Genomic DNA, 13394 nt, shown 5'->3' on the forward strand with positions numbered 1-13394 from the left:
TATCCTGTCGGACTGACGGAGGTTTTTTATGCAGGTTTACAAGGTTGGCGGCGCGGTACGTGATCGCCTTTTAGGGTTGCCGGTCACTGATGTCGACCGGGTCGTGGTCGGCGCGACCACTGAAGAAATGCTCGCCCAGGGGTTTCGCGCGGTTGGCGCGGATTTCCCGGTGTTTCTGCACCCGAAAACCGGTGAGGAATATGCTCTCGCCCGCACGGAGCGCAAAAGCGGTCGCGGTTACGGCGGTTTCACTTTCTACGCGAGTCCCGAAGTCACGCTCGAAGAAGACCTGATTCGACGCGACCTGACGATCAATGCCATGGCCGAGGACGATCAGCTCAACCTGACCGATCCGTATCATGGTCAACGCGACCTCGAAGCACGAATCCTTCGCCATGTTTCCCCGGCGTTCGCCGAAGATCCGTTGCGAGTGCTGCGCGTTGCCCGTTTTGCTGCGCGTTACGCAGGACTGGGCTTCACGGTCGCCGACGAGACCATGGGTTTGATGCGCCAGCTCAGTGAGTCCGGCGAATTGCAGGCGCTGACCGCTGAGCGCAGTTGGAAAGAGATTTCCCGCGCACTGATGGAAGACCGTCCACAGGTGTTCATCCAGGTCTTGCGCGACTGTGGCGCACTCAAAGAGCTAATGCCGGAAGTCGACGCCTTGTTCGGCGTGCCGCAGCCAGAGACCCATCACCCGGAAATCGACACGGGCCTGCACACCCTGAGCGTGCTGGAGCAATCATCCCTGCACAAACAACCACTGACAGTGCGCTGGGCCTGCCTGCTGCACGACTTGGGCAAAGGCCTGACGCCGGAAGAAGAATGGCCCAGGCATATCGCCCATGAGCACACCGGGCTGAAGCTGATCAAAGCGGTCAACGAGCGCTTCAAAGCCCCCAAAGACTGTCAGGAACTGGCGCTGCTGGTCGGGCAATACCACACCCATGGGCACCGGGCGCTGGAGCTGAAAGCCTCGACGCTGCTGGAGTTGCTGCAGAGTTTCGATATTTATCGCCGGCCGCAGCGATTCGAAGAGTTTATCGCCGCGTGCGAGATGGATGCCCGTGGCCGCAAGGGCCTGGAGCAGCGCAGTTATCCACAGGCGGATTATTTGCGCGGAGCGGCGAAAGCTGCACGAGAAGTGGCCGTGCAGCCGTTGCTGGAGCAGGGATTCAAGGGGCCTGAACTGGGCGAAGCGCTGAAGCGGGAACGACTGAAGGCGTTGAAAGCCTACAAAGAGGCGGCGACAGCCTGATGAAAAAACTTCGCGCCCAGGCTCGCTCCCACAGGAGACCTCGATCCCATGTGGGAGCGAGCCTGCTCGCGAAAACGTAAGTCAGATCAACGCAAATCTGGAGGGGTTAATTGCTCCCCCCGCCACTCGAACTCCACCGGCGCCAACACCTGATCAATTTGCGCCTCAGCCCACAACGTCGCAAAGCTCTTGCCCACCCCCGGATGCACCCGATCCGGCGCAATCAACGACAACGGCCACAGCACAAATGCGTTTTTCAGGATTTCCGCACGCGGCAGCATCAATCCATCAAAATTACCCACCAGATCGCCATACAGCAGCACGTCGATATCCAGCGGCAAGCCCTTGCGATCCGGGGCATAGCGACCGTTATCCGCCTCGATGAATTTCAAGCGGCGATCAAGCTCCATCAACGGCAGATCGGTGTAGGCCGAGACCACGAAATTGAAGAACGGCCCGCTCTTGATGCCCACCGGCTGGCTCTCGAACACCGCCGAACAACGGATATCCACCAGGAACGTGGCCAGCGCATCGAGACCGGCGCGCAAATGGGTTTCGCGCTCGATATTGCTACCGAGCCCGAGATAGACCTGAGTCAGCGACATCCGCGCTCGATCTCCACACCCACACCGCCCTTGGCCGCCGGCACCGCGCCCGGTTTGGTCAGTTTCAGTCGCACCCAGGTGATCTTGAATTCGGCCATGAGCACTTCAACCAGACGCTCGGCAAAGGTTTCGACCAGTTGGAACTGCGCCTGCTCGGCAAAGGCCTGAATGCGCGTGGAAACACTGGCGTAATCGAGCGCCAGAGTCAGGTCGTCACCGGCGGCAGCCGGGCGATTGTCCCAGGCGAAGCTCAGATCAAGACGCAGGCACTGACGGATGCCGCGCTCCCAGTCGTAGGCACCGATCACGGTGTCGACTTCCAGGCCCTCGATAAACACTCTGTCCAAGCACTTCTCTCCGCTGCACGACAAGGGCGCAATGCGCCGTTAGAATCAGGGCGTCCTCGCCCGGAATAGTTAGCATGTTTTGGTTACTGGCGATTCTCGCCTACCTGCTCGGCTCGCTGTCCTTCGCCATTTTGCTCAGCCGCCTGACCGGAAATCCGGATCCGCGAATGAGTGGCTCGGGTAATGCCGGCGCCACCAACATGCTGCGCCTGGCCGGTCGCAAACTGGCGATCCTGACCCTGCTCGGTGATCTGTGCAAAGGCCTGCTGCCGGTGCTGATCGGCTCGAGCGCGGGCCTCTCACTGCAGGATCAGGCCTGGATTGGCGTGTGCGCCGTGATCGGTCACCTGTTCCCTTTGTACTTTCGCTTTCGCGGCGGCAAAGGCGTTGCCACTGCCGCCGGCATGCTGCTCGGCCTGTATCCACCCGCCGCGCTGCTGGCGGTGTGCGCCTGGCTGCTGACGTTCTACCTGACCCGCACCAGCTCGCTGGCGGCGCTGATTGCCACGCCACTGACCCTGCCATTGCTGGCCTGGCAGGAGCCGGAAGCCTTGCTGCCAATGAGCGCGCTGACCTTGCTGATTGTCTGGCGCCATCGCGGCAATCTACGCGACCTGTTTGCCGGGCGCGAACGGCATTTCTGACTGCCGTTCATGAGCGTCGCTCATTACAGCGCCGACAACTGCTCCATTGGCCAGCGTGCCTGCACGGTGATTGCCAGACTTTCCTGCTGACCAGCCTTCAGGCGCTGGCAACCGGCAAACGCGATCATCGCGCCATTGTCGGTGCAGAACTCCGGGCGCGCATAGAACACATCGCCCTTCATATCGCCGAGCATCTTTTCCAGCGAAACCCGCAACGCCTTGTTGGCGCTGACGCCGCCGGCAATCACCAGCCGCTTCATGCCTGCCTGTTTCAGGGCGCGCTTGCACTTGATGGTCAAAGTCTCCACCACGGCCTGCTGGAATGCCAGCGCGATGTCGCACCGGGCTTGCTCGCCGTCGTCCCCGGCGCTGACGCATTGCTGCCAGGTGTTGAGGGCGAAGGTTTTCAAGCCGCTGAAGCTGAAGTCCAGACCTGGGCGATCACACATCGGACGCGGAAAAGTGAAACGTCCTGCGACGCCCTTCTCGGCCAGCTTGGCGATTTCCGGCCCGCCGGGGTAATTGAGGCCCATCATCTTTGCGGTTTTGTCGAAGGCTTCACCGGCCGCATCGTCGAGCGTCTCGCCGAGCAGGCTGTACTGGCCAATGCCATCGACCTGAACCAGCTGTGTATGACCACCGGAAACCAACAAAGCGACGAACGGGAATTGCGGCGGTTTCGGCTCCAGCATCGGTGCCAGCAAGTGGCCTTCCATATGGTGCACGCCAAGCGCCGGAATGCCCCAGGCAAACGCCAGCGCCTGCGCGCAGGACGCACCGACCAGCAGCGCGCCGACCAGGCCAGGACCTGCGGTGTAGGCGATTGCGTCGATCTCGGTCGGCACGCAGTCGGCCTCGGCCAACACCTGACGGATCAAGGGCAGCATGCGTTTGACGTGGTCACGCGAGGCCAGCTCCGGCACCACACCGCCATAGACGCGGTGCAGGTCGATCTGACTGAACAGCGCATCGGCCAGCAGACCGCGTTCACTGTCATACAATGCGACGCCGGTTTCGTCGCAGGAGGTTTCTAATCCCAGTACTAGCATGGGTTTGCGCCTTGTTTAGGCTGAATTCGAAGGCGCGCATAATAGTCGCCACTTGATGCCCCGACCAGCGGTTTTCGATCAGAGGCTTTGCATTCCGAGCGATGAGGGGTTAACATCCGCAACCCTTAAAAACCGACGTCTTCAAGTGCTCTTTTGCCGCGAGGATGTTGACCCCGGTAATGAATGAAGGTAGCTCTGGATGCCAGCCGTCAAAGTAAAAGAGAACGAACCCTTCGACGTAGCTCTGCGTCGTTTCAAGCGCTCCTGCGAAAAAGCCGGTGTACTGGCTGAAGTTCGTAGCCGCGAATTTTACGAGAAGCCAACTTCTGAGCGTAAGCGCAAAGCAGCAGCCGCTGTTAAGCGTCACGCCAAGAAAGTTCAGCGCGAACAGCGCCGCGCCGTTCGTCTGTACTAATCCACAGACGTTCGTAGCAAGCTTCTTGCCTAAGCCCGGCCCTCAGCCGGGCTAATGGCATTTGCGTAAAACGCTTGATGCTTCACCGTCGACGCCGCCGATGCGACCGAGACAAATCTGCTTCACCGCGTCAGGCCTGGCTCTTTTGCCAGCGGTGCACGTCTTTTCTGACGAGCCTTTCAAGGCTACTGACGAGCACACCCACTGATTCCTCTTACGACGATCAGCCCAAGGCACCTGCATGCGTGCCCGCTTTATTGAGCTATCCGAGGTCGACAATCGGCCGTCAGCGGATTCAGCGCAACACTTTCACATAGTCGAAGACTGATAGGTACTAACGTCAGTGGATTTTCGGCAGATACACTTCCCGACAGCGATCACGCAGACGACACCGGTCGAGCCGCACTTTTTGTGCGTTTTCAGCAATGGCCCGCGTCCGACGGCCTGTCGCAACGGATTTATTGCAGCGCAGACGACGAGAACGCCATGGCCGGGCTGATTCCCCAGAGCTTCATTGACGACCTGCTGAACCGCACCGACATCGTCGACGTGGTCAGCTCGCGCGTGCAATTGAAGAAGGCCGGCAAGAACTACACCGCCTGCTGCCCGTTCCATAAAGAGAAAACCCCGTCATTCAGCGTCAGCCCCGACAAACAGTTCTATTACTGCTTCGGTTGCGGCGCCGGGGGCAACGCCCTCGGCTTTCTCATGGATCACGACAATCTGGATTTCCCCCAGGCTGTCGAAGATCTGGCCAAAGCCGCCGGCATGGAAATCCCCCGCGAAGAAAGCGGCCGCGAGCGTAAGCCGCGTCAGCCGACCGATTCGCCGCTGTATCCACTGCTCACCGCCGCCGCTGATTTTTACCGGCAGGCACTCAAGAGCCATCCGTCGCGCAAGGCTGCGGTGGATTACCTCAAGGGCCGCGGCCTGACCGGCGAGATCGCTCGGGATTTCGGCCTCGGCTTTGCGCCGCCAGGCTGGGACAACCTGCTCAAGCATCTCAGCAGCGACACCCTGCAACAGAAGGCCATGATCGAAGCCGGCCTGCTGATCGAGAACGCCGAAACCGGTAAGCGCTACGATCGCTTCCGCGATCGCGTGATGTTCCCGATCCGCGACACCCGTGGACGGATCATCGCCTTCGGCGGCCGCGTACTGGGCGACGACAAGCCCAAGTACCTGAACTCACCGGAAACCCCGGTATTCCATAAAGGCCAGGAACTCTACGGCCTTTATGAAGCACGCAAGAACAATCGCAACCTCGATGAAATCATCGTTGTCGAGGGTTACATGGACGTCATCGCCTTAGCTCAGCAAGGCTTGCGCAATGCCGTCGCCACGCTGGGTACCGCGACCAGCGAAGAACACCTCAAGCGCCTGTTCCGCGTCGTGCCGAACGTATTGTTCTGCTTCGACGGCGACCAGGCCGGCCGCAACGCCGCGTGGCGCGCACTGGAAGCGACCCTGCCGTGCCTGCAGGACGGTCGTCGCGCGCGGTTCCTGTTTTTGCCCGAAGGCGAAGACCCGGACACCCTGGTTCGCGCCGAAGGCACCGACGCATTCAAGGCGCGCATCAATCAGCACGCGCAGCCGCTGGCCGATTATTTTTTCCAGCAACTGACCGAAGAATCCGACCCGCGCTCGCTTGAGGGCAAGGCGCACATGGCCACCCTCGCTGCACCATTGATCGACAGGGTGCCGGGAGCGAACCTGCGCATCCTCATGCGTCAGCGCCTGACCGAGATTACCGGCCTGAGCAGCGAGACCGTCAGCCAGTTGGTTCAGAGTGCGCCGCAGGAAGCACCGCCCGCCTACGATCCGGGCTTCGATTACGACGCCATGCCGGACTACAGCGACTACCATCAGCCGCAGGCACAGGACATGTACGCGCCGCAGCAGGAATGGACGCCGAAGAAACCCGGCGCCGGCGGCAAGAAGTGGGACAAGAAACCGTGGGACAAGAACGGCAAGCGTGGTGGCGATCGTGAACAGCAGCGCCCGCGCACGCCGATTGGCGTTGAATCGCCAACCCTGACGGCATTGAGAACATTGCTCCATCATCCGCAACTGGCCAAGCGCGTCGAAGACGCCGGGCACATTGCCGATGAAAATCAGACCAACGCCCAGTTGCTTGTGGCGCTGCTCGAAGCCGTACAGAAGAATCCCAAGCTAAACTCATTTCAGTTGATCGCGCGATGGCACGGTACTGAACAGGGTCGCTTGCTCAAGGCGCTGGCAGAAAAGGAATGGCTGATTGACGGAGATAACCTTGAACAACAGTTTTTCGACACCATTACTAGCTTGTCCGCCCGCCAACGCGAGCGAAATCTCGAACAGTTACTCAGGAAAGCGCGGCAAAGCGAACTGAGCGTCGAAGAGAAAAATCAACTGCGCGACCTTTTAAGTCGCAATGTTTCCGCATCAAACCCGACCTCAACTGGCGCGTGAGGTCATAGCTCAGGTATAATCCTCGGCTTGTTTTTTGCCCGCCAAGACCTTCAGTGGATAGGGTGTTATGTCCGGAAAAGCGCAACAGCAGTCTCGTATTATTGAGTTGATCAAACTGGGTCGTGAGCAGAAGTATCTGACTTACGCCGAGGTCAACGACCACCTGCCCGAGGATATTTCAGATCCGGAGCAGGTGGAAGACATCATCCGCATGATTAACGACATGGGGATCCCCGTACACGAGAGTGCTCCGGATGCGGACGCCCTTATGTTGGCCGACGCCGATACCGACGAGGCCGCTGCGGAAGAAGCAGCCGCTGCGTTGGCGGCGGTGGAGACCGATATCGGTCGCACCACCGACCCGGTGCGCATGTACATGCGTGAAATGGGTACGGTCGAGCTTCTGACCCGTGAAGGCGAAATCGAAATCGCCAAGCGGATCGAAGAAGGCATTCGTGAAGTGATGAGCGCGATTGCGCACTTCCCCGGCACGGTTGACCACATTCTCTCCGAGTACACCCGCGTCACCACCGAAGGTGGTCGCCTGTCCGACGTCCTGAGCGGTTATATCGACCCGGACGACGGCATCGCGCCGCCTGCGGCAGAAGTGCCGCCGCCGGTTGACCCGAAAGCCGTCAAGGCCGACGACGACACCGACGACGATGATGCCGAATCTTCCGATGACGAAGAAGAAGCCGAAAGCGGTCCGGATCCGGTCATCGCTGCGCAGCGCTTCGGCGCCGTCGCCGACCAGATGGAAATCACCCGCAAGGCCCTGAAAAAGCACGGTCGTCACAACAAGGCAGCGGTTGCCGAGTTGCTGGCCCTGGCCGAGCTGTTCATGCCGATCAAACTGGTGCCGAAGCAATTCGAAGCCCTGGTCGAGCGTGTGCGCAGTGCCCTGGATCGTCTGCGTCAGCAAGAGCGCGCGATCATGCAGTTGTGCGTACGTGATGCACGTATGCCACGCGCCGATTTCCTGCGTCAGTTCCCGGGTAACGAAGTCGACGAAAGCTGGTCCGACGCCCTGGCCAAAGGCAAGAGCAAGTACGCCGAAGCCATCGGTCGCGTGCAGCCGGACATCATCCGTTGCCAGCAGAAGCTGATCGCACTGGAAACCGAGACCGGCCTGACCATTGCTGAAATCAAGGACATCAACCGTCGCATGTCGATCGGTGAGGCCAAGGCCCGCCGCGCGAAGAAAGAGATGGTTGAAGCCAACCTGCGTCTGGTGATCTCGATCGCCAAGAAGTACACCAACCGCGGCCTGCAATTCCTCGATCTGATCCAGGAAGGCAACATCGGCCTGATGAAGGCGGTGGACAAGTTCGAATACCGTCGCGGTTACAAGTTCTCGACTTATGCCACCTGGTGGATCCGTCAGGCGATCACTCGCTCGATCGCCGACCAGGCGCGCACCATCCGTATTCCGGTGCACATGATCGAGACGATCAACAAGCTCAACCGTATTTCCCGGCAGATGTTGCAGGAAATGGGTCGCGAACCGACTCCGGAAGAGCTGGGCGAACGCATGGAAATGCCTGAGGACAAGATCCGCAAGGTACTGAAGATCGCTAAAGAGCCGATCTCCATGGAAACCCCGATCGGTGATGACGAAGACTCCCATCTGGGCGACTTCATCGAAGACTCGACCATGCAGTCGCCAATCGATGTCGCCACGGTGGAAAGTCTGAAGGAAGCGACTCGCGAAGTGCTGTCCGGCCTCACTGCCCGTGAAGCCAAGGTACTGCGCATGCGTTTCGGTATCGACATGAACACCGACCATACGCTCGAAGAAGTTGGCAAACAGTTTGACGTAACGCGTGAGCGGATCCGTCAGATCGAAGCCAAGGCGCTGCGCAAGCTGCGCCATCCGACGCGAAGCGAGCATCTGCGCTCCTTCCTCGACGAGTGATACCAGAACCCCCGGCCCAGGCCGGGGGTTTTGTTTTATGGCAGATTAAATTCCCAGCTCCGCCCTCCCCGCCGCGTACCCCGTCTACACTCGAAACAATCATCCCCAAGCCGTGACGAGAGCGTTATGCCCAGACTGGCGCCCGTGCTTTTTCTGCTGTCATTGATGATCTGCACCGCCACGGCTGACGCGCTGACTCTGACCGATGAAGAACGCAGCTGGCTGGCGGCTCACCCTGACTTGCGCCTGGGTGTCGACGCGTCGTGGCCGCCTTTCGAATTTCGTGACGATCAGAACCGCTATCAGGGTCTGGCCGCTGACTATATCGACGTGATTCGCCAACGTCTGGCGATCAAGCTGACGCCGATCGAACCGGCAAGCTGGACGGTGGTGCTGGAGCAGGTGAAAAAAGGCAAGATCGATTTGCTGCCAGGGATCATGTCCACGCCGGAGCGCCAGAATTACCTGGCATTTACCCGGCCGTACCTCGACTTCCCGATCGTCATCCTTGCCCATGTCGGCGGCGCCCAGCCGCGCAAACTCGACGACCTGTACGGTCTGAAAATCGCCGTGGTGGAAAACTACGCCCCCCACGAACTGCTGCGCACTCACCACCCCGATCTGAATCTGGTCGCCATGCCCAATGTCAGCTCGGCGCTGCAAGCTTTGGCGACCGATGAAGTGGACGCGGTGGTCGGCGATCTCGCTTCCAGCGTGTGGAGCCTGCGCCAGCTCAAGCTCGACGGCCTCTACGTCAGCGGCGAAACCCCATATCGCTATCAATTGGCGATGGCCGTGCCCCGCGACAACAAGGTGCTGGTCGGGATACTTGATAAAGTCCTCGCCGACATGACGCCGGCGGAAATCAGTAGCATCCAGGAACATTGGGTCGGCAATGTGCTCGACCACCGCACGTTCTGGTCGGACCTGCTGATGTACGGTCTGCCCGGTCTGTTGCTGCTGATGACGATCCTCGCCGTGGTGATTCGCATCAACCGCCGCCTGAGTTCGGAAATCAGCCGGCGCATCGACCTCGAACAGGAATTGCGCAGTAGTGAATATCACTACCGTGGCCTGGTAGAGAGCTTGTCGGCCATCGCCTGGGAAGCGCGGATGAGCGACTTCACCTACAGCTATGTTTCGCCCCATGCTGAAGACCTGCTCGGGTATCCACAGTCTCACTGGCTGATTCCGGGTTTCTGGCACAACATCATTCACCCGGCCGACCTGACCCGCACGCAGAACTATTGCAGGGAAGCGCTGCGCCAGGGCCGCGATCACATCGTCGACTATCGCGTGATCACCGCCGACGGCCGCTGCCTGTGGGTGCGCGACATTGTCAGCCTGATCGAGCATGGCCACGAACCGGTGATGCGCGGGTTGATGATCGATATCAGCGAAATCAAACGCACCGAAGAAGCGCTGCGGCTGTCCGAGCAGAAGTTCGCTTCGGTGTTCGAGCAATGCCCGGACATTCTGGTGATTGCACGCCTGTCCGACGGCTGCCTGCTGGAGGTCAACGAGGCCTTCGAGGAGCAGATCGGCCTCAGGGCCGAGGACGTGATCGGCCAGACCGCCACCAACCTCAATATCTGGGGCATCCCCGGCGTCGGGCCGGGCCTCTTGCAGCGTTTGCAGGCCGGCAGTATCCGTAATCTGGAAATGCCCTTTCGCCGCAACAACGGCCAAGTCTTCACCGGGCTGATTTCCGCCGAACCCTTCGACCTCGATACCACGCCGGCGCTGGTAGTCGTGGTGCGCGACATCAGCCAGCTCAAGGAAACCCAACAGCAACTGCAAACCTCTGAAGAGAAATTCGCCAAGGCTTTCCATGCGTCGCCCGACGGTCTGTTGCTGTCGCGTCAGAGCGACGGCCTGCTGTTGGAGGTCAACGAAGGCTTCAGCCGCATCACCGGTTTCAACAGCGCCATGTCGGTGGATCGTTCGACGCTGGATCTGGGTATATGGGTCAACCTCAACGAACGCAAACAGATGCTCGACCTGCTGCAACGCGACGGTTTCGTCCGCGACTTCACATGCCACATCCGTCGCAGCGACGGGCAGATTCGCCTGTGCGAAGTGTCCAGTCGACCGCTGCCGATTGGCGACGAGGATTGCATGCTGACCATCGCCCGCGACATCACCGAACGCCATCTCATGCAGGAAAAACTGCAGCAGGCCGCGACCGTTTTCGAGAGCACCGCCGAGGGCGTATTGATCACCGATACTCAACAACACATCAGCGCCGTTAATCGTGCTTTCACCGAAATCACCGGTTACAGCGAAAGTGAAGCGCTGGGCCACACGCCACGCTTGCTGGCGTCAGGGCTGCATGACAGCGCTTTCTACGCCGCGATGTGGCATCAATTGACCGACGAGGGACACTGGCAAGGCGAGATTTCCAACCGGCGCAAGAACGGCGAGCTGTACCCGAGCTGGCTGACGATCAGCGCGGTGCGCAATCGCGACAAGTTCATCACTCACTTCGTCGCGGTGTTCGCCGATATTTCCAGCCTCAAGCATGCCCAGGCCAAACTCGATTATCAGGCCCACCACGACCCGCTCACCGGTTTGCCCAACCGCACCTTGTTCGAGAGTCGCCTGCAAATGGCCCTGACCAGCCAGCAGGAAAATGGTGGCCAGGGCGCGGTGCTGTTTCTCGATCTCGACCGCTTCAAACACATCAACGACAGCCTCGGCCACCCGGTCGGCGACCTGTTGCTCAAGGGCATCGCCGTGCGCTTGAAAGAACAACTGCGCGATATCGACACGGTCGCGCGATTGGGCGGTGACGAATTCATCATCCTGTTGCCAGGCTTGCAGCAAGCCAGCGACGCCGACAACATCGCGGCGAAACTGCTCAACTGCTTCGGCGCGCCGTTCCAGGCCGGCGAACACGAGTTCTTTATCAGCGCCAGCATCGGCACCAGCCTCTATCCCCGCGACGGTTGCGATGTGGCCACGCTGGTGAAAAACGCCGACGCGGCGATGTACCGCTCCAAAGCCAAAGGACGCAACCGCGTCGAAAGCTACACCCGCGACCTCACCGCCCAGGCCAGCGAGCGCATAGCGCTGGAACACGAACTGCGCCGCGCCATCGAGCGCGATGAGCTGTCTCTCTATTACCAACCGAAAATCAGCCTGGTCGATCACAGTCTGGTCGGTGCAGAGGCGCTGATTCGCTGGCGCCACCCGACCTTCGGCGACGTGCCGCCCGAGCATTTCATTCCGTTGGCGGAAGAAAACGGCATGATCCTGCAGATCGGTGACTGGGTGCTGGAGACCGCTTGCCGGCAGATGTTCGAGTGGAACGAGATCTACCAACCGTTGGGGCCGCTTTCGGTAAACCTCGCCGGTGCGCAATTGCGTCAGCCCAACCTCTTGGTGCGCATCGAACAACTGCTCAAGGACAACCACCTCAGGCCGGATTTACTGCAACTGGAAATTACCGAGAATTTCATCATGAGTCAGGCAGAAGAGGCGCTGGCGGTGCTGCACCAACTCAAACACCTCGGTGTGCAACTGGCGATCGACGACTTCGGCACCGGCTACTCCTCGCTCAGCTACCTCAAACGCCTGCCGCTGGACATCCTCAAGATTGATCAATCCTTCGTCCGCGGACTGCCTGACGACCCCCACGACGCAGCCATTGTGCGCGCCATCATCGCTCTGGGGCGCAGCATGCAATTCACCGTGATTGCCGAAGGCGTGGAAACCCAGGCGCAACAACAATTCCTCGCTGCTGAAGGGTGCGAACAGATACAGGGCTACATCGTCAGCCTGCCGCTGCCCCCGGAGGAATTCGCCGCGACGTTTCTGCATGTAACCGTATCGGATTTTTCGGATAGCACAGCCGCGAAACCGTCGCTATAATCCGCGGCCTACTGAGGGCCTATAGCTCAGTTGGTTAGAGCAGAGGACTCATAATCCTTTGGTCCACGGTTCGAGTCCGTGTGGGCCCACCAAATTGAAAAGCCGCGCTGAATGCGCGGCTTTTTTGTGGGCGAGTGGTTGGGTTTCGTCTTGGCGGGCGCAACGTTCTGGAACTGCGCAGGAAAATCCGTTTGAGAGAACGCAGAAAGCCCCAACGCGATTGTCCCTGTACCATCCTTAACCTGATTGTCCCATGCCACCGGAGTCCCCCTTGCCAGACACCCGCCAACCCATCCTCGACGAAATCGACCGCCAGCTAATCGCCGCGCTGCAAATCAACGCCCGCGAAAGCGTGGCCATGCTCGCCCGTCAGCTAGGCATTGCTCGCACGACGGTGACGTCGCGTCTGGCCCGCCTGGAAAAGGCCAAGGTAATCACCGGTTATGGCGTGCGCTTGGGTCAGCGTGTGGTCGATGGTGGCTTGCAGGCCTACGTCGGGATCAAGGTGCAACCGCGTTCCGGCAAGGACGTGCTGCGACGTTTGAGTGCGATGGCGCAGGTACAGCAGCTGTGTGCGGTGAGTGGCGAGTTTGATTATGTGGCGTGGTTGCGCACCGATTCGCCGGAGCAGTTGGATCAATTGCTGGATCAGATTGGCAGCGTCGATGGGGTGGAGAAAACTACGACTTCGATCATTCTGAGCAGCAAGATTGATCGCGGGCAGCCGGTCTGAGCATTGGCCGGGCATTCTGGCTGAGCCGCTTCGCGAGCGGGCTCGCTCCCATTTTTTGGTCGGTATGCAGCCCACAATCGTCAGTCTGCACAACAATCAGGCAA

Annotated in this window: 10 protein-coding genes and 1 tRNA gene; 8 read left to right on the plus strand and 3 right to left on the minus strand. The window is 59.9% G+C overall.

Annotation, left to right across the window (positions count from 1 at the left end):
* Nucleotides 1-28 precede the first annotated feature (28 nt).
* Nucleotides 29-1258, plus strand: coding sequence for a multifunctional CCA addition/repair protein (locus V8J63_RS22125; RefSeq protein ID WP_130927154.1), 1230 nt, complete (start codon nucleotides 29-31; stop codon nucleotides 1256-1258).
* A gap of 86 nt (nucleotides 1259-1344) precedes the next feature.
* On the opposite strand, the gene folK is transcribed toward V8J63_RS22125, so the two are convergent.
* Entirely contained in the window at nucleotides 1345-1863 is a 519-nt protein-coding gene (gene folK / locus V8J63_RS22130) for a 2-amino-4-hydroxy-6-hydroxymethyldihydropteridine diphosphokinase (RefSeq protein WP_130902121.1), read from the minus strand.
* Nucleotides 1854-2210: a dihydroneopterin aldolase gene (folB, locus tag V8J63_RS22135; protein WP_016772885.1), complete on the minus strand. Its 357-nt coding sequence runs from the start codon at nucleotides 2208-2210 to the stop codon at nucleotides 1854-1856. Before folB ends, folK begins: the two co-directional genes overlap by 10 nt.
* Before the next feature lie 74 nt (nucleotides 2211-2284).
* On the opposite strand from folB, the gene plsY reads away from it, so the two are divergent.
* Nucleotides 2285-2854 carry a glycerol-3-phosphate 1-O-acyltransferase PlsY gene (gene plsY, locus V8J63_RS22140; protein ID WP_125925519.1) on the plus strand — a complete coding sequence of 190 codons (570 nt, stop codon included), beginning with the start codon at nucleotides 2285-2287 and terminating at the stop codon, nucleotides 2852-2854.
* A 23-nt stretch (nucleotides 2855-2877) separates the two neighbouring features.
* Here plsY and tsaD read toward each other — a convergent pair whose 3' ends face one another.
* Complete coding sequence (gene tsaD, locus V8J63_RS22145) at nucleotides 2878-3903, minus strand: tRNA (adenosine(37)-N6)-threonylcarbamoyltransferase complex transferase subunit TsaD (RefSeq protein ID WP_016772883.1); 1026 nt, start codon at nucleotides 3901-3903, stop codon at nucleotides 2878-2880.
* Between the two features lie 199 nt (nucleotides 3904-4102).
* Between tsaD and rpsU the strand changes: the two genes are divergently transcribed.
* The 6 genes from rpsU (at nucleotide 4103) to V8J63_RS22175 (ending at nucleotide 13290) form a co-directional block, all read left to right on the plus strand.
* Nucleotides 4103-4318: a 30S ribosomal protein S21 gene (gene rpsU, locus V8J63_RS22150; protein WP_002551877.1), complete on the plus strand. Its 216-nt coding sequence runs from the start codon at nucleotides 4103-4105 to the stop codon at nucleotides 4316-4318.
* A gap of 486 nt (nucleotides 4319-4804) precedes the next feature.
* Nucleotides 4805-6769, plus strand: coding sequence for a DNA primase (dnaG, locus tag V8J63_RS22155; RefSeq protein ID WP_016772882.1), 1965 nt, complete (start codon nucleotides 4805-4807; stop codon nucleotides 6767-6769).
* 67 nt (nucleotides 6770-6836) lie between these two features.
* The gene (gene rpoD, locus V8J63_RS22160; protein WP_024014550.1) at nucleotides 6837-8684 is read left to right on the plus strand and encodes an RNA polymerase sigma factor RpoD; all 1848 of its coding nucleotides are present in this window, start codon (nucleotides 6837-6839) and stop codon (nucleotides 8682-8684) included.
* Between the two features lie 126 nt (nucleotides 8685-8810).
* On the plus strand, nucleotides 8811-12557 hold the full coding sequence (locus tag V8J63_RS22165; protein WP_130927155.1) for a bifunctional diguanylate cyclase/phosphodiesterase: 3747 nt from the start codon (nucleotides 8811-8813) through the stop codon (nucleotides 12555-12557).
* Nucleotides 12558-12572: 15 nt separating this feature from the next.
* Nucleotides 12573-12649, plus strand: a tRNA-Ile gene (locus tag V8J63_RS22170).
* 179 nt (nucleotides 12650-12828) lie between these two features.
* The gene (locus tag V8J63_RS22175) at nucleotides 12829-13290 is read left to right on the plus strand and encodes an Lrp/AsnC family transcriptional regulator (protein ID WP_016772879.1); all 462 of its coding nucleotides are present in this window, start codon (nucleotides 12829-12831) and stop codon (nucleotides 13288-13290) included.
* Nucleotides 13291-13394: the final 104 nt, after the last annotated feature.

This window comes from Pseudomonas sp. CCNWLW23 (assembly GCF_037095675.1).
Lineage (GTDB): Bacteria > Pseudomonadota > Gammaproteobacteria > Pseudomonadales > Pseudomonadaceae > Aquipseudomonas > Aquipseudomonas atacamensis.